Here is an 18,217-nt window from a genome sequence, read left to right as displayed (position 1 = left end):
GATGAGTTACTTGTTTTTTTGTGCTTGTGAATTTATTGGGCGATGATCGTGGGCTTGTTTTTAGGGCACATGGGGACCTTATTTTAAAATATTAGTTGGATGTGTAACAGGCAAAATGCGGTCACAGCAAAGGTTTGTTCTGTTGGTGTGCGCGATGTCACTTGTAACTTTTGAAATATTCGTGGTACAAATCTGCGGATAACAGAATGTTACTTTTCACAAATGTTGATATACTGCGGGTTGCGCGCTTAAGGTTGGTGTAACATTAATGTAATTTTTTTCATAAAACTACAAAGAAGCGACTATCTCTATGCAACAATCAATCGTTATACTAGATATTGTTAAGTTGTTTAAGGAAATCTAAAGAACGTTTAGGAAAAGTAAAGAAAAGTCGATTACTTAAGAATCGAAATACATAGTAAGTACAAGGAAGAGGAATCAATATGAAAAACGCGACAAAGAACACATTGCTTGTAGCTGCTGGGACGATTGCTGCGATCGCTGGTTCACAAACCATTGCTAACGCTGATACATACACTGCAAAATCTGGGGATACTTTATACCAAATTGCCAAGGCACATGGCACATCAGTTAGTGAATTGGCTCGTCTGAACAGCATCACGAATACGGGATTGATTTTTGTTGGTCAAGAAATCAAGTTGTCAGCAACATCAACGACTGCCACGACAACTAGCACTAGTACAACGACGACAGCATCAACTTCTACTAGCCGTACAGTTACGGTAAAGTCTGGGGATACTTTGTATGCCATCGCGGCTGCTAACAACATTTCAGCGGCTGAATTGGTTTCAATCAATAAATTAGCTAACAATGGTAACTTGATCTACGTGGGTCAAACATTGAAGTTATCAGCTAGTGCCAGCACTACTACGACAGCCACTAAGACGTCAACGACAACAACGGCTGCCACAACTACCGCTACGACTAGTACGACATCAAAGACTGTTAGCACGACTAACACATACCCATACGGACAATGCACATGGTACGTCAAGGCCCATGCTTCTTGGGTTGGTAACTACTGGGGCAATGCTAACCAATGGGATACATCAGCACGCGCTGCTGGCTATCGCGTAGATAATACAGCTGCTAAGGGTGCCGTTGTTGTGTTTGAAGCTGGTCAAGCTGGCGCAAGTGCATACGGTCACGTTGCCATTGTTGAGTCAGTCAACGGTGACGGTACCATCACCATCTCCGAAGGAAACTACGCTGGGTTGTTGTATCACACACGGACGATTTCAGCTTCTGGTTGGACTTACATCCACCAATCATAATTTACAAATAAAACGTTAAATCGGTTAAAATAGAGATAGAGCATTTAGGTGTTCTATCTCTTTTTGATAACAGTATAAAATGGTAACATCGCTTGTGGCGATGCATATGGACGTGACTATAAAGCGAAGGGGGGCGTCATGGAATTTGAGGTATCGAATGGACATTTGTTCCATAAAGATAAAGAGGGTATCGTGGATGCCGAAATATTTTTCGTTGAACCACGTGGTGAAGAGGTTTTTAAACTATTGTCCGTGAAGTTGGCGCCAGAATTGCAGAATCGACGTATTGAACAACAAATGTTTGCGGCCTTGATGGCGTATTTACGCAAAGATTTTTGGACACTAGTTAACAAGCTGCAACACGTGCCATTTGTGGCTGGTGGCCGTGAACCAGAGCAAGGATTCGATACAGGCACCTTGATTCAATATGTCTATAATCGTTCATATGGGGTGAATTTCCCCCTGATTACTAAAGAACAAGAAGGTGCAACCATTCCGATTGAAGCTTCCCAGGCACGCCCGGGTGACCTGCTTTTCTGGGGTTCACACGGTAATGCCTATGGTGCAGGTATCTATTTGGGTGGTGGTAAATATTTGGTGGCTGATCCGCAAGATAACGAGGTACTGGTTAAGCCACTACAATCACAATGGTTACCAGACTTTGCGGGAACATTGCGTAATACCTAATGGGGGATGTTGAGATGGAATTTAATTATGAACCTGGCCGGATTTATCACGAAAACGCGACCGGCACTGTGGATGCTGAAATTTTATTTCCAGCCATTGAAGATGGCCGCGTATGGTCGATTAATTCAACCATTGTGGCTCCTGAATTACGGGGACAAGGTGTTGCTGGGCAACTATTGCAAGCGGTCGTTGATTTAGCCATTGAACAAGATGTCAAGTTACGGCCGATTTGCAGTTATGCCCGACAGAAGTTTTTTAGAACGCCTGAGTATCAGACGTTAGAGTGGCATGAGGCTTAATCAGTCGATTTGAGATTAAGAAAGTACCAAAATTTTTGGTACTTTTTTTAGTCCCTTAGGATATTCGTTGGGAATTCGGTATAATTTAGAGTAAACGATTATAGATGGGGTGATCTGATGGCACGTGGATTTGCAATTGTAAAACGGTATGAAGGTGCAGGGCTCAACTTGCCAAAGCGTTCAACGCAAGCAGCTGCTGGTTATGATTTTGAAGTAGCTGAAGATTTTGTCGTGCCCGCGATGTGGAAGTTGAACGCTGTTAAACGATTAGCAAATTTATTGTCCACGGATGTGCCAGCGGATATTGACGCAGCGGATGCAGCATTCAAACCTGTTTTAGTGCCAACTGGTATCAAGGCTTACATGGAACCTAATGAGTTTTTGATGTTAGCCAATCGGTCATCCAATCCGCTTAAACGTCGATTGGTCTTGCCAAATGGTGTCGGCGTGATTGATGCCGACTATGTCGATAATCCTACCAATGAAGGCGAAATATTTATTCAATTAGTTAACTACGGTTTTCGCGATGTGCACTTGAAGAAAGGTGAACGCATTGCGCAAGGTATTTTTATGCCTTTTCAAATAACTGATTCTGATGGTGCGGATGCCAAAAGTACCCGTGAAGCCGGTTTTGGTAGCACGGGGGTCAAGTAATGGCGAAAACACGCACACAATTTATTTGTTCAAACTGTGGCTATGTGTCACAACGGTATATGGGACGTTGCTCGAATTGTGGTGCCTGGGGAACGTTGGTTGAAGAAGTCATTCGCCCTGAGGGATCAGATCGCAAGTCACGGGTCAATTTAGCGGGTCAAGTTGCTAAAGTTGAGCATCTGGGAGATGTCTCAATTGAGGATACCCCACGTGTTGCAACACAGTACGAAGAGTTTAACCGCGTGCTAGGCGGTGGTGTCGTCCCAGGTTCTATGGTGCTCATTGGTGGCGATCCAGGCATTGGTAAATCAACATTGCTTTTGCAAGTGTCAGGACATTTGGCGACGGTTGGTACTGTTTTATATGTGACCGGTGAGGAAAGTGCCTCACAAGTGAAGTTGCGGGCAGAACGTTTAGGTGTCCATGATGACGCAAACTTTTATCTCTATCCTGAGACAGATATGGGTCAAATTCGTAAAGCAATTGATGAATTAAATCCTGATTATGTGATTATCGATTCCATTCAAACGATGCAACAACCAGATATACAATCAGCGGTGGGTTCAGTTGCACAAATTCGGGAAACCACGGCCGAGCTATTGCAAATTGCCAAGAGTAACGGGATTACCATCTTTATCGTCGGCCACGTGACAAAGGAAGGCACCATTGCAGGTCCCAAGATTTTGGAACACATGGTGGATACCGTATTATATTTTGAAGGTGATAATCAACGCAGTTTCCGTCTATTGCGGGCGGTTAAAAATCGTTTTGGATCAACCAATGAATTGGGAATCTTTGAGATGGTGCAAGATGGGTTGACTGAAGTTACGAACCCCTCTGAAATGTTTCTAGAAGAACGTTTGGCAGATGCCTCAGGGTCTGCGGTTGTGGTCGCAATGGAAGGCACCCGACCAATCTTGGTCGAAATTCAGGCCTTAGTGACGCCAACCGTTTTCGGGAATGCGCAACGGACATCAGCCGGGATTGACCGTAACCGTGTGACACTGTTAATGGCCGTTTTAGAAAAGCGTGCTAGTCTATTGTTACAGAATCAAGATGCCTATGTTCGGGCCGCTGGCGGTGTGAAATTAGATGAACCAGCCATTGATTTAGCGGTGGCGATTGCGATTGCCTCAAGCTATAAAGATAGCGGTACCAAGCAGACGGATGCCTTTGTCGGTGAAATTGGGTTGACTGGTGAAATTCGCCGCGTGCCACGCGTACTAGATCGGATTGCTGAAGCCAAAAAATTAGGCTTTAAACGCATTTTTGTACCTAAAAATAGTATCGGTCATGACAAGCAGGTTAGTGGGATTCAGATCATACCAGTGGCAACATTGGTTGAAGCGGTTAAACTAGCACTAGATTAAAGAAAGGGGGTGAGTCGCATGCGCAAAAGAATTATTCAAGTCGCCTTTGCGGTCGCGGGTGGCGCATTGGCTGTCACATTGTTACCATTGATTTGGAACTTACTAGGATACACAGATCAAATCTGGGTCAATAATCCGTTTACGGATATGATCATTGGTGCATTTATTTTTTATCTCTTAAGTATTCGTGGGTGGCGCTTAGTTGATCAGGCGGTCCGCGCAATTGAGGCCTATCTTGCAAAGCAGGCGCCGCTGGTTTTACTAGTTGGTAGCTTGAGTACAATTATTTCCCTGTTGTTAGCGGTATTAATCACGACGCCGTTACAGCGGATTGATAACAATATTTTCTTTAGTGCCGTCGTGCCTGGATTGATTATGCTGTTATTTGGCTACTTAGGATTTCGGCTCGGCACAACGCGGATAGACGATATTCGTAAGTTGTTCACATTAGAAGCTTTCCGTACGCGGGTTAAGCCACGGCGTTCCGAAAATAACAGTGATGTCTTGACGGATGCGGAGACTAATTACCATCACTATAAAATTTTGGACACAAATATTTTGATTGACGGTCGCATTCTCCAATTGGTCAAGACAGGTTGGGTTGAAGGCACGTTACTAGTCCCTAATTTTGTCTTGTATGAATTACAGTATATTGCGGATGCTGGTGAACCTTTGAAACGCGTCCGTGGTCGTCGTGGCCTTGATGTCTTAAATGAATTGCGTGAAGTTGATGCAATACCGCTTGAGATGTGGGAAGGCGACTATGAGAATATCAAAGAAGTTGACGAGAAGTTAATTCGTTTGGCCAAAGATATTAATGGGATCTTGGTCACCAATGATTATAATTTGAACAAAGTGACAAGTTTCCAAAATGTTGAGGTCCTCAACATCAATGAATTGGCTGGTGTCCTAAGGGCACGGGTCGCCGTGGGTGACCACTTGCATGTGCAGCTAGTCAAAACCGGCACGGAACGTGCGCAGGCGGTTGGCTATCTGGATGATGGGACGATGGTTGTCGTTGAAGAAGGACGTCATCACATGCAAGAAGTCGTGGAAGTGGAAGTTACTTCAAGCTTGCAGACAGATGCGGGACGGATGATTTTTGGAAATTATGTCACGACACAGAATTAATCATGATTTGAGATTTGAAACTATCTATAAAACAGTGTAAATTAGTATATTGACAGCGCGGTTCGCGCGCTTTAATTATTCAAAATAAGGAAGAGGTTTAACTCAAATGGCTGAGGAAAACACAGAAAAGAAAATTCGCGTGCGTTATGCACCATCACCAACCGGACATCTACACATTGGAAATGCACGAACAGCTTTATTCAACTGGTTGTTTGCTCGTCATTTTGGCGGCCAATTCATTATCCGTATTGAAGATACTGACCAAGCGCGTAATATTGCCGATGGTGAGTTCTCACAACTAGATAATTTGGCATGGTTAGGACTAGATTGGGATGAATCACCAGCTAATCCTGGGCAATATGGACCATATCGCCAATCAGAACGATTGCATATCTACCAACCATTAGTGCAAGAGCTTTTGGAGCGTGGTTTGGCTTATAAATCTTACAAGACGTCAGCAGAGTTAGAGGCAGAACGTGAGGCCCAAATCGCTGCCAAGATCGCGCCACACTATGTTTATGAGTATGCCGGTTTATCAGACGAAGAGATTGCGGCCAAGCAAGCTGACTTTGAAGCACAGGGCCTGCCATATGTTGTCCGCTTCCGAGTACCAGAAGAAAACGTCTATGGTTGGGAAGATATTGTTAAGGGGCACGTCGAGATTGGTGCCAGCCAAGTCGGGGGCGACTGGGTTATTCAAAAGGCTGACGGGATGCCCACGTACAACTTCGCTGTAGTCGTTGATGATCATATGATGGAAATCTCACACGTCTTACGTGGAGATGATCACGTGTCTAACACCCCCAAGCAATTGATGATTTATGAAGCCTTTGGTTGGGAAGCACCAATTTTTGGTCACATGTCATTGATCATTAACACTGAAACTGGGAAGAAGTTATCTAAACGTGATGAGACGGTGTTGCAATTCATCGAACAATATCGTGAATTAGGTTATTTGCCAGAAGCGATGTTAAACTTCATCACCCTGTTAGGATGGTCACCAAAGGGTGAGGATGAAATCTTCAACAAAAAGCAATTTGTGAAGATGTTTGATCCTGAACGTTTATCAAAATCACCTGCTAAGTTTGATAATAAGAAGTTGGAATGGGTTAATAACCAATGGATCAAGAAGATTGATGAAAACGTCTTGTTTGATAAGTTACTTAATGAGGTCGTGAAGGCTGGCTTTGTGAAGCCTGAAGAATTAGACGCTGGTAAGTTAGCTTGGTGGCACCAAGTCTTTAAAATGCATCAAGATGGGATTGCCTACACTTCACAAATTACGCCACTGGTTAAGCCTATCTTCGTTGACTTGACAGCTAAAGCTGATTTAGGTGAAGATGCCTTGGCGTGGATTGATAAAGATTATGTGAAGCCTTTGTTGACGGCATGGGTTGCTAAATTAGAAGCGCTAACCATTTTTGATGCGACTTCAATTGTCCAAACCATTCGTGAGTTGCAAAATGAGATGGGTGTGAAGGGGCGTGATTTGTGGATGCCATTGCGCATCGCCGCCAGCCGGGTCAATGAAGGACCTAACTTAGGTGAAGTGATGGAGTTATTAGGCCGTGAAGCTTCAATTAACAATATCAAGGAATTTATCTAAGACTTGAATTAATTAATAAACCAAGTAAACTAGTAGATATAAACGATGAATGACCTAGTAGGTTGTGAAATGCTCAAGAGAGTGACTGGCAGTGGGAAGTCATGCAGGCAACAACTGAATTTCAGTCAGGAGTTTGTTGGTTGATAAGGCTAACACGGTTCATTACCGTTAAACAATGACCAAGGATCGAAATGTAAATTTCTGTCGAATTTGGGTGGTACCACGTTAATTAGACGTCCCTTTGAACTGTTATGTTCGAAGGGACGTTATTTTTTATTACAGGAGACAACTATGAGTTTAGCTGATGAATTACAACAGTTACGTGATCAGGCCGTGGCCGAAATCACCGCAGCTGAAGATTTAAAGAAATTAAATGATGTCCGGGTTAGTTGGTTGGGGAAAAAAGGTCCGCTCACGGAAGTGCTCCGTGGCATGAAAGATTTAACACCGGAAGAACGCCCGGTTGTTGGGTCATTGGCCAACGATGTGCGTGATACTTTGACGAAGACCATTGCAATGCGGCAAGAGAAGTTAGAAGCTGCCATGTTGGAAGCCCAATTAGCCACTGAATCTTTGGACGTTACTTTACCTGGTGCCGCGGTGAAACAAGGCCAACCACATGTTTTGCAACAAATTATTGAATCACTGGAAGATCAATTTTTGGGAATGGGTTATAAGATTGCGGAAGGTCCTGAAATTGAAGAAGATAAGTATAATTTCGAAATGATGAACCTACCAAAGGATCATCCGGCCCGTGATATGCAAGACACGTTCTATATCACACCAGAAATTTTGATGCGTACGCAAACCTCACCAGTGCAAGCACGGGAAATGGAACAACATGACTTTAGCCAAGGCCCATTAAAGATGATCTCGCCAGGTCGTGTTTACCGTCGTGATACAGATGATGCGACGCACTCACATCAATTCCATCAAGTTGAAGGTTTGGTGATTGATAAGCATATTACCATGGGTGATTTAAAAGGGACTTTGTTGGCTGTGGCGCGGCAACTATTTGGTGAAGACCATGACATTCGGTTACGGCCATCATACTTCCCATTCACGGAACCATCTGTTGAAGTAGATATTTCATGGGGACCAGTCACCGAAAAGACCAAACCAGAAGATATTCAATGGATTGAGGTCTTAGGGGCAGGTATGGTTCATCCAAATGTTTTGCGGATGGCTGGTGTTGACCCTGAGATATATGGTGGTTTTGCCTTTGGAATGGGTCCAGACCGATTTGCCATGTTGAAGTACGGGGTGGAAGACATTCGTAATTTCTACTTAAATGACGTACGTTTCTTGAAGCAATTTAATCAGAAGGGGTAGACCATGAAGGTATCAGTTAATTGGTTGCGTGATTACATGCCAATCGAAGTGCCAGTCAATGAACTGGCAGAAAAAATATCACGGACAGTGGTTGAAATTGAAGGACAATATCAGCCACAAGCTAATATGAAGAATGTTGTCATTGCCAAGGTGTTGAGTGTGGAGCCACATCCTGATTCAGACCATATGGTTATTACCCAAGTGGACGCTGGTGAAGCCGAGCCCATTCAAATTGTGACTGGGGCACCTAATGTGGCGGCTGGTCAAACCGTCATTTTGGCCAAGCATGGTTCCATCATTGGTGGTGGTCAAAAAATTCGTAAGAGCAAGCTACGTGGGGTTGCTTCTAATGGTATGTTGGCCGCGTTGCAAGAAATCGGTTTTGAAGATAAGGTAGCACCGAAGAATTTCGAAGAAGGTATCTGGGTCTTTGATGAAGTGGATGCTGGTGAATTGACCCCTGGTGAAGATGCCTTGCATGTGCTCGGATTAGATGATGACATCATTGAAACGGGGATTACACCTAACCGGGCAGATTTATTTTCGATGAACGGTACAGCATGGGAAGTTGCGGCTATTTTAGAAGAACAGCCAACTTTACCCTCATTTGAACTAGTTGAAAGTGATACCCAAACGGCGGACTTGTTGACAGCTGAAGCACCTGGTGAATTGGCCCCGAAGTATGCTTTACGGGTTGTTCAGGGTGTCAAGGTACAAGATTCACCCCTTTGGTTGCAAAAGCGCTTGTGGAATATGGGTATTCGGCCCATTTCAAACGTTGTTGATGTAACAAATTATATGTTGCTACAATACGGCCAACCATTGCATGCCTTTGATTATGATAAGTTGCCAGCTCATGATATCAAAGTCCGTCATGCTTATGCGGATGAGAAAATTGTGACTTTGGATGGTCAAGAACGCGTGACGAACCCGCAAGACATCGTGATTGCAGCGGGCAATGAAGGGTTGATGTTTGCCGGGGTTATGGGAGGCGCCTCAACTGAAGTGACGACTGACACGGTCAATATTGTGTTGGAGGGGGCTGTTTTTGAACCACGGGCTATCCGCCACACTGCACGTGACCAGAACCTGCATTCAGAGGCTTCGACACGCTTTGAACGTGGGGTTAATGTTGAGGATACCTTTACAGCTTTGGATCATGCGGCGGCTCTGATTGCAGAGTTAGCAGGTGGTACAGTTGCTGCTGGACGGGTTGTCGCGCAAGACTTCACCTATGTCGCACCAGTTGTTGAAGTGACTGTTGATAAAATTAATCATGTGTTAGGGACGGTGATTACGGTTGCCGAAGTTGCTGCGATTTTTGATCGGTTGTTCTTTGATTATGTTGAGACGAATGGAAAGTTCACGGTAACCATCCCAGCAAGACGGTGGGATATCACGATTTCAGCTGATTTGATTGAAGAAGTCGCGCGTTTGTACGGCTATGATAACTTACCTGCAACGTTGCCTACTGGTGCAACGACTCCCGGCAAGTTGACGGTTAAGCAGGCTCTGATTCGGGCCTCACGCCACACTTTGGAGGGACTTGGGTTGGACCAAGCGATCTCATACGTGTTGACGACACCAGCGAAGGCGGCTCGGTTTGCTTTGCACGCAGGTCAGCCCATTCAACTGGACTATCCGATGTCACAAGACCGCCAACAAACCCGGGTGAGCTTATTAACCGGTTTGTTGGATGATGTCGCTTATAACGTTGCCCGCAAGCAAAGCGATATCGCGCTTTATGAACAGGGCCGGGTCTTTGTTTCTGATGGCGATACCACACAACGGCCAGCAGAAATTGAACACTTAGCCGGTGTGATTGCTGGTAATTGGTTGCCAAAGACATGGGCAACGCCCGCTAAGAAGGCTGATTTCTTCGTTTTGAAGGGGGTTGTTGAACAACTATTAGCCAATTATGCTCTCGCACAATCCGTGCGTTTTGAAGCAAACGGGGCGCGTGAAGATATGCATCCGGGTCGGACTGCTGATATTTATGTTGGTGAAACCTTGATTGGTTTTATTGGTCAAATTCACCCATTGACGGCTAAAGAATATGGCATTGGCGAAACATATGGTTTTGAATTGAATTTAGCGGCCATCTTAATTTTGCCTAAAAACAAAACAAATTATGAAGCAATTTCTAAATTCCCAGCTATTGCGCGTGATTTAGCTATCTTGGTGACCGCAGATACCACTGCGGCGGCTGTCCGTGAGACCATTATCACGGCCGGGGGGCAACACTTGCATGATGTCACGTTATTTGATGTTTATAGTGGCACAAACGTGGCGGCAGGCATGAAGTCCTTGGCCTATGCGTTAACATTTGTTGATCCAGAAAAGACGTTAGTTGATGACGAAATCAATGCCGCAGTGGCCAAAATTGAACAAAAATTAGCTGAAAATCATCATGCTGAAATTCGCTAAGGCTTGTCTGATTTTTAGAATGTCTATAAAATGAAACATTATACACAACCAAAAATGTTATTATTATTTTTGGTTGTGTTTTTATATATATGCGTACTGTGTATTATGAAACACTGGTATATGGACTAGAATTTAAGGAGTATGAACATGGAGTTCGAACCTCGATCAGCTCGAAGCCAAGATACACATAAAAAGCGTCGTATTTGGCCTTGGATTGTGGTGCTAATTATTGTCGCCATCCTTGGCTTTGGTGGATATAAGGGCTATCAATTGTACACAGCACATCAGGCTGCCACGGATTACACCGCGGTGAATCCAAAGAGCACTAAGAAAAAGGAAATTCACATTCCTGCGGGGGCAACGACAACGGACATTGCGCAAGTTTTGGCTAAAGCCGGGTTAGTCCGTTCAACAACGCCGGTGCTTAATTATTTAGCGGTTCATGGTGCAGAAAATTTAAAGGCCGGCTATTTTCAATTGAGTAAAGCAATGCCAATTAAGACATTGATTGCTAAAATTGAGGCCGGTGGGACCAGCTATCCATTGAATAATACACATGCGGTCATCGTGCGTGAAGGTGAGATGGCTTCAGATATTGCTGATGAAGTCGCTGCCAAGACTAAGTTTTCAAAGCAAGATTTCTTGAAGGCATTGAATGATACTACCTTTTTGACGTTCTTGAATAAGACCTATCCGGGTTTCTTGGATTCAGCGATTGCATCAAAGAAAACTCGTTACAAGTTAGAGGGCTATTTGTACCCGGCAACTTATGATATTACGAGCGTAAAATCAGTTAAAGATTTAATTCAAATCATGGTTTCAACTGAATACGATAATGTGCAACCCTTGTTGTCAGACATCAAAAAGGCTGATATGACTACCCAGGAAGTCTTAACCCTCGCTTCAATTGTTGAAAAAGAAGGTGTTGATGCTAAAAACCGGGCTATTATTGCCGGTGTGTTCTTGAATCGTTTAGCAATTAATATGCCAATTCAATCAGACATCACAGTCAAGTATGCCCTGAATTCTGATAAGGTGAACCTGACAAATGCAGATGTGCAAGTTAACTCGCCTTATAACTTGTACAAGAATTCCGGCTTGGGGCCAGGACCATTTAACAGTCCGAGCTTGGAGTCTATCAAGGCAGTTTTGAATCCCAAAGATCGGGATAAAGATTACTTGTACTTCGTGGCTAATTTGAAGACAGGTGCCATTGTGTACAATCACGATTATGCTAAACACCAAGCTGCAGCGTCATCACTTGAATCGATTAACAATCAAGTGGCTGATGAGGCGTCTTCTAAGAAGTCATCAAAGTAATGTTTTTCATCAGAGGAGTCAGCTAGTGGGCTGACTCCTCTTTTGCTTTAAAATGAAAAAATGTGCAGCTTAATTCTGGTAAAATGGGATTTGATATATGCAAATAACAGGTACAAAATATGAAGGATAAAGTAATGACATATAAGACGACAACTGATGTAGTAATTATTGGTGCGGGGCCCGTGGGGATGTTTGCAGCCTTTTATGCTGGTCTGCGGGAACTAGATACAGTTGTGATTGAGAGTTTGGCTGCTGTTGGTGGTCAGGTCGCTAATTTATATCCACAAAAGTCGATTTTGGATATTGCTGGTTTCGTCGGTACAAACGGCCGTGAATTAATCGCCAACTTGCAGACGCAAATGCAACAGTTTGAGACCGATGTGCGTTTAAATACCACGGTGTTGGATGTGCGCCCAGAAGGCACTGGATTTATCGTGCATACAAGTCAGGACGATATTTGGACGAAAGGCGTGATTGTTGCCACGGGTAAGGGCGCCTTTGAACCACGGCGTTTAGCACCCGCCCTTGAAGGAGACCTAGCAGATGCAGGGATCAACTACTTTTTGAACGAGCTTGAGCATTTCCGGGATAAACGTGTTTTAGTAGCTGGCGGTGGGGATTCAGCGGTCGATATGGCCACCCTCTTAAACACTGTGGCAAGTGAGGTACATTTGACGCATCGACGCGATAAATTTCGCGCGATGGAACGAGCGGTTTCCGACTTAGCCGCTTCAGATGTGATCGTTGACACACCGTACACGATTGAAGCGATTGAAAAACAGATGGATGGGTCCTTGTTGGTGACACTTGCGAAGGTGCGTGAGGCAGAACATAAACAAATCGTGGTAGATGAAATCATGATCAATTATGGTTTTCTTTCAGAAAATAAAATTGTCGCTGGTTGGACGATTCAGCCAGAGGTCGCACGGCAAAAGTTTACGGTATCGCAGCAAATGGAGACCAGTGTACCAGGAGTTTATGCTGTGGGGGATGTCGCTGGTTACCCAGGAAAGGCTGAATTAATTGCAACTGGCTTTGGTGAAGTACCAACCGCCATCAATAGTTTGATTAGTCGAATTTACCCTGAACGAGCAACGGTCGTCCATTCATCAGGAATCACCATTGAAAATGGGACCATTAAGCGCTAATCCACAAAGTGGCGTATAATTATAATCAGATACCTGTAAATTATTACGGAATTTTGTTATAATTTTCACGTATAAAAAATATTTGTAAAAGAGGTAATCATCCAATGGCTAAGTTGGTTTTGATCCGTCATGGACAATCAGAATGGAACGCATTGAATTTGTTCAATGGTTGGGTTGATACAAAGTTGTCAGACAAGGGTATTCAACAAGCGAAGGATGCTGGTCAAAAGTTAGCTGAAAAAGGTTTGCAATTTGATCAAGCTTACACGTCAGTTTTGACACGTGCCATCACGACATTGCACCTTGCTTTAGAAGAAGCTGGGCAATTGTGGATTCCAGAAGAAAAGTCATGGCGTTTAAATGAGCGTCACTATGGTGCTTTGCAAGGGCAAAACAAGGCTGAAGCTGCTGAAAAGTGGGGCGATGAGCAAGTTCATATTTGGCGTCGTTCATATGATGTATTGCCTCCATTGTTGGAAGCTTCCGTAGCTGAAGTTGAAGTACAAGGTAAGACTTACCCTGCCATCGACCGTCGTTATGCTGATGTTCCTGCTGATGAGTTACCATTAGGTGAAAACTTGAAGGTTACTTTGGAACGTGTCCTACCATTCTGGGATGAAAAGATTTCTAAGGATTTGGCAGCCGGTAAGAACGTGATCATCGCGGCTCACGGTAACTCATTGCGTGCTTTGGTAAAGCACATTGAAAATATCTCTGATGATGATATTTTGAATGTTGAAATCGCCAATGGTCAACCATGGATTTATGAGTTTGATGCTGATTTGAACGTTACTGGCAAGGAAATTGTTGAGTAATAGTTAATGTTAAGACGTATGCAGGTGCTGCATGCGTTTTTTATTTTGTAACGGGATAAAGGACCTTTTTCAGTGGTTTAATGTTCGGTATTATTTGAATAATGTTCGTATTTTAGTGATTTAATATTTCAGTTTTGTGAATATCCGAAAATTATGTCAAGAAAGGTTACTTTTCCTATGGAAAAATCCGGATAAACTCGGTATGATAATACTCATGGTTAATACGGTAATATAAAATATTGTCGTTACGATTAACAGACAAAACATAGCACATGCATTTATTGGAGATCGAAGTTTGATCGATATGATCACTAGGTTTGTCATCGGGTTACCTTATCGCGAACCAATTCTGACCAACAAAAGTAGTGTGCGGTATTTAATAGGAGTTTTGTAATGACTGAAGAACAACATGTAGTTCTTGAAATGCGCGACATTGTGAAGCAGTTCGGTGAATTTCGAGCCAATGATGGGATTAATTTGGTGGTTAAGCAGGGGCAAATTCATGCTTTGTTAGGTGAAAATGGGGCTGGTAAATCAACTCTGATGAATCAATTATCAGGGTTACTACAACCAACGTCCGGGGATATCTTGATTAATGGTGAAAAAGTTAAGATTGATAGTCCCAAGAAAGCGGCTGAATTGGGGATTGGCATGGTGCATCAACACTTTATGTTGATTGATGCCTTTACGGTGACTGAAAATATTATTCTGGGTGATGAACCTGTTAAGAATGGCTTCGTATTGGATAAGCAATCAGCAGTTGAAAATATTTTGCAATTGTCAAAACAATACGGTTTAGAAGTTGATCCAAAGGCGTTAGTTGAAGATATTTCTGTTGGTATGCAACAACGTGTCGAAATTTTAAAGACTTTGTATCGTGGGGCTGATATCTTGATCTTTGACGAACCAACTGCTGTATTGACGCCACAAGAAATCGACGAATTGATGGTTATCTTGAAGAACTTAGCCAATGAAGGCAAGTCGGTCATTTTGATTACCCACAAGTTAGATGAAATTCGGGCAGTGGCTGACCAAGTGACCGTTATTCGACGGGGGCAATCAATTGACACCTTCCCAGTTGCAGGCGTTTCTTCACAAGAATTGGCTGATATCATGGTTGGTCGGAGCGTTTCATTTAAGACGGTTAAGCGTGATGCCACGCCAAGTGACGTTGTTTTGGATGTGCAAGATCTAACGGTTAAAGATGCCCGTGGTGTTGAAGTAGTTAAAAATCTTGATCTGCAAGTTCGACGGGGTGAAGTGTTAGGAATAGCCGGTATTGATGGTAATGGTCAATCCGAGTTGATTTCAGCGATTACCGGTTTGATTCGTACTGAATCAGGTAAAATCACATTGAATGGTAAAGATATCACGAATTTGCCACCACGTAAGATCACCGAAAGTGGTGTCGGTCACGTGCCAGAAGATCGGCAGCGTTTTGGCCTTGAGTTAGAAATGACATTAGCCGAAAACATTGCTCTGCAAACGTACTATCAAGCCCCCAACTCAAAAAATGGGGTGCTCGACTATGAAGCCATCAATCGGCATGCACGTGAATTAATTGAAAAATTTGACGTGCGGACTGTGAATGAGCTGGTTAATGCGGGGGCGTTGTCTGGTGGTAACCAACAAAAGGCAATCATTGCACGTGAGCTAGATCGCCATGCTGAGTTAATTATTGCAGCCCAACCGACCCGTGGATTAGATGTGGGTGCCATTGAATATATTCATCAACAATTAATCAACCAACGTGATGAAGATAAGGCTGTGTTATTAGTTAGCTTTGAACTGGACGAAATTTTAAATGTGGCTGATCGGATCGCGGTTATTTCACATGGTGAAATTACGGGTGTTGTTGATGCTAAAGCAACGGATAAGCAAGAACTTGGTTTGTTGATGGCGGGTATGTCATTAAAAGAAGCACGTGCGCAATTAGTAGGAGGAAAGGCTAGTGAATAAGATTAATTCATATAGCACTGGCGTCGTTTCTGCCCTAGCCGTTTTCCTTGGCTTGGTCGTCGGCGCAATTGTCATGCTGATCTCTGGGTATAACCCGATTTCAGGTTACGTTAGCTTGATTCAATCAGCATTTGGATCATCCCTAAATATTGGTGAAGTACTCCGTAGTATGACGCCGTTAATTCTGACTGCTGCCGGATTTTTGGTAGCACAATCAGCTGGGTTCTTTAATATTGGGCTGGCTGGTCAAGTTTGGGTGGGTTGGCTCGTCTCAACTGTTTTTGTCACCACCCACGCAACAGATTCAATGATCTGGGTGATTCCAGTAGCCGTGATTCTAGGGACCATTGGCGGCGCCATTACCGGTGCTATTCCCGGTTGGCTACGGGCACAGTTTGGGGCCAGTGAAGTTATCACGACGATTATGTTAAATTACATTGTGCTCTACATTGGTAACACCGTCATCACGTCATTGCCAGGTAAGTACATGTCAGCAAGTGATACGACCGCTAACTTGTCGGATGCAACGAGTTTGCGTTGGAGCTTATTGAGCAACTTAACCGGTGGGTCGCGGTTGAACACTGGCTTTATCATTGCGATTATCGTCTTGGCATTGGTCTGGTTTATCATGAAAAAGACCACGTTGGGATTTGAAATTCGTGCGGTCGGCTTAAACATGGATGCAGCGCGTTATGCAGGGATGTCTGACAAGCGGACCGCGGTACTTGCGATGGCTTTGTCTGGCGCCTTAGCTGGACTAGCTGGTGTAACTGAAGGTCTTGGCACATACCTAAATATCTTCGTGCAATCAACGGCGCCATCCGTTGGGTATGATGGCATGGCGGTGGCTTTGTTGGCTTCAGGTTCATTCATTGGTATTGCCTTGTCAGCCCTATTATTTGCGGTGTTGACAGTTGGTGGCTTAGGCATGCCATTAGTTTCAGGCGTGCCGACTGAATTAGTTTCAGTTGTGACCGCGACGATTATCTTCTTCGTGGGTGCAAACTACATGATTCGTTGGTCATTGGTTAAGCTTGATGAAGGTGACGCGAAAGACCAGGCAAAAGCGGCTGCAAAAAAACAAGCTAAAGCTAAGAAGGAGGATGCCTAATCATGGATTTACAAACAATCTTACAGTTGGTGATTTCATCAACTTTGGTTTATTCAGCTCCATTGATTTTTACCGCTTTGGGTGGTACATTCTCTGAGCGTAGCGGGATCGTGAACGTTGGGTTGGAAGGCATTATGGTCATGGGGGCCTTTGGTGGTACCGTGTTCAATTTAACGTTTGCGGATACGTTTGGGACAGCCACACCATGGCTTGGTTTGCTTGCCGGCGCGGTTATTGGGTTGGTATTTTCTGTTTTACATGCGGTCGCAACCATTAATTTGCGGGCTGACCATATTGTGTCTGGAACGGTTTTGAACCTATTGGCTCCAGCAGTGGGGGTTTACTTAATTAAGGTCATCTATGGTAAGGGTCAAACAGACATGATCTCAGAAAATTTTGGTAACTCTGCAGTGCCAGGCTTAAGTAAGATTCCCGTCATTGGTCCCATTTTGTTTGCCAAATTATCTTATCCGGCAGTCGTGGCCATTATTGTCGCGATTGTGGCCTGGTGGTTGTTGTATAAGACACGCTTTGGCCTGCGGTTACGGTCAGTTGGTGAAAATCCACAAGCAGCAGATACTTTAGGTTTAGATGTTTATAAGTTACGTTATGCAGGGGTGTTGATTTCAGGGGTTTTGGGTGGTATCGGTGGTGCCTTGTTTGCACAATCGATTGCCGGTAACTTCTCGTCATCGACCATCGTTGGCCAAGGATACATGTCCATGGCAGCCATGATTTTTGGTCGTTGGAACCCAATCGGGGCGATGTTAGCCGCTTTGTTCTTCGGCTTTTCGCAATCCATGGCCATTGTTGGTGGTCAATTACCAGGTATCAAAGAAATTCCATCAGTGTACCTGCAAATTGCACCATATGCGATCACGATCATTGTTTTGGTTTTGTTCTTTGCCAAGTCAAAGGCGCCAGCTGCTGATGGTGTGAACTATATTAAGTCAGTTTAATCGTTAAAATTAGCGCGTAAGAAGTCATTAGGTTATTAATCTAATGGCTTTTTTTATTTTGGCACTTGGCGGTTTGACTGGGGGATGGTTGGCAGGGGCGGTCG

The 18,217-nt window shown here is 43.9% G+C and carries 15 protein-coding genes and 1 other annotated feature; all 15 genes read left to right on the top strand.

Annotated features, from left to right (window positions below; genetic code table 11):
* Positions 1-443 precede the first annotated feature (443 nt).
* The 15 genes from WSWS_RS06670 to WSWS_RS06600 all read left to right on the top strand — a co-directional run bounded on the left by WSWS_RS06670 (position 444) and on the right by WSWS_RS06600 (position 18,113).
* Positions 444-1,295, top strand: a complete 852-nt coding sequence (locus WSWS_RS06670; protein WP_070230540.1) for a COG3942 and LysM peptidoglycan-binding domain-containing protein — start codon at positions 444-446, stop codon at positions 1,293-1,295.
* Positions 1,296-1,433: 138 nt separating this feature from the next.
* Entirely contained in the window at positions 1,434-1,982 is a 549-nt protein-coding gene (locus WSWS_RS06665; protein ID WP_070230539.1) for an NlpC/P60 family protein, read from the top strand.
* A 14-nt stretch (positions 1,983-1,996) separates the two neighbouring features.
* Complete coding sequence (locus WSWS_RS06660; protein WP_070230538.1) at positions 1,997-2,281, top strand: GNAT family N-acetyltransferase; 285 nt, start codon at positions 1,997-1,999, stop codon at positions 2,279-2,281.
* A gap of 117 nt (positions 2,282-2,398) precedes the next feature.
* Positions 2,399-2,935, top strand: a complete 537-nt coding sequence (locus WSWS_RS06655) for a dCTP deaminase/dUTPase family protein (protein ID WP_070230537.1) — start codon at positions 2,399-2,401, stop codon at positions 2,933-2,935.
* On the top strand, positions 2,935-4,305 hold the full coding sequence (gene radA / locus WSWS_RS06650; RefSeq protein WP_070230536.1) for a DNA repair protein RadA: 1,371 nt from the start codon (positions 2,935-2,937) through the stop codon (positions 4,303-4,305). The genes WSWS_RS06655 and radA overlap by 1 nt, the downstream gene beginning before the upstream one ends.
* An 18-nt stretch (positions 4,306-4,323) precedes the next feature.
* The gene (locus tag WSWS_RS06645; RefSeq protein ID WP_070230535.1) at positions 4,324-5,436 is read left to right on the top strand and encodes a PIN/TRAM domain-containing protein; all 1,113 of its coding nucleotides are present in this window, start codon (positions 4,324-4,326) and stop codon (positions 5,434-5,436) included.
* Positions 5,437-5,542: 106 nt separating this feature from the next.
* Positions 5,543-7,042: a glutamate--tRNA ligase gene (gene gltX, locus WSWS_RS06640; protein WP_070230534.1), complete on the top strand. Its 1,500-nt coding sequence runs from the start codon at positions 5,543-5,545 to the stop codon at positions 7,040-7,042.
* A gap of 36 nt (positions 7,043-7,078) precedes the next feature.
* Positions 7,079-7,286, top strand: a binding site (T-box leader).
* A 47-nt stretch (positions 7,287-7,333) separates the two neighbouring features.
* Positions 7,334-8,374 carry a phenylalanine--tRNA ligase subunit alpha gene (gene pheS, locus WSWS_RS06635; protein WP_070230533.1) on the top strand — a complete coding sequence of 347 codons (1,041 nt, stop codon included), beginning with the start codon at positions 7,334-7,336 and terminating at the stop codon, positions 8,372-8,374.
* A 3-nt stretch (positions 8,375-8,377) separates the two neighbouring features.
* Entirely contained in the window at positions 8,378-10,801 is a 2,424-nt protein-coding gene (gene pheT, locus WSWS_RS06630) for a phenylalanine--tRNA ligase subunit beta (protein WP_070230532.1), read from the top strand.
* Positions 10,802-10,948: 147 nt separating this feature from the next.
* Entirely contained in the window at positions 10,949-12,121 is a 1,173-nt protein-coding gene (mltG, locus tag WSWS_RS06625) for an endolytic transglycosylase MltG (RefSeq protein WP_114981423.1), read from the top strand.
* A gap of 134 nt (positions 12,122-12,255) precedes the next feature.
* Positions 12,256-13,269: an NAD(P)/FAD-dependent oxidoreductase gene (locus WSWS_RS06620; protein WP_070230530.1), complete on the top strand. Its 1,014-nt coding sequence runs from the start codon at positions 12,256-12,258 to the stop codon at positions 13,267-13,269.
* A gap of 104 nt (positions 13,270-13,373) precedes the next feature.
* Entirely contained in the window at positions 13,374-14,084 is a 711-nt protein-coding gene (gene gpmA, locus WSWS_RS06615; RefSeq protein WP_070230529.1) for a 2,3-diphosphoglycerate-dependent phosphoglycerate mutase, read from the top strand.
* Between the two features lie 393 nt (positions 14,085-14,477).
* Positions 14,478-16,043 carry an ABC transporter ATP-binding protein gene (locus tag WSWS_RS06610; RefSeq protein WP_070230528.1) on the top strand — a complete coding sequence of 522 codons (1,566 nt, stop codon included), beginning with the start codon at positions 14,478-14,480 and terminating at the stop codon, positions 16,041-16,043.
* Positions 16,036-17,154 (top strand): ABC transporter permease, encoded by a 1,119-nt coding sequence (locus WSWS_RS06605; RefSeq protein WP_070230527.1) that lies wholly within the window; start codon positions 16,036-16,038, stop codon positions 17,152-17,154. Before WSWS_RS06610 ends, WSWS_RS06605 begins: the two co-directional genes overlap by 8 nt.
* A 2-nt stretch (positions 17,155-17,156) precedes the next feature.
* Positions 17,157-18,113 (top strand): ABC transporter permease, encoded by a 957-nt coding sequence (locus WSWS_RS06600; protein WP_070230526.1) that lies wholly within the window; start codon positions 17,157-17,159, stop codon positions 18,111-18,113.
* The last annotated feature ends 104 nt before the right edge of the window (positions 18,114-18,217 follow it).

Source organism: Weissella soli (assembly GCF_001761545.1).
In the GTDB taxonomy this organism is placed as follows: domain Bacteria; phylum Bacillota; class Bacilli; order Lactobacillales; family Lactobacillaceae; genus Weissella; species Weissella soli.
This window is presented reverse-complemented; position numbering and strand designations above follow the sequence as displayed.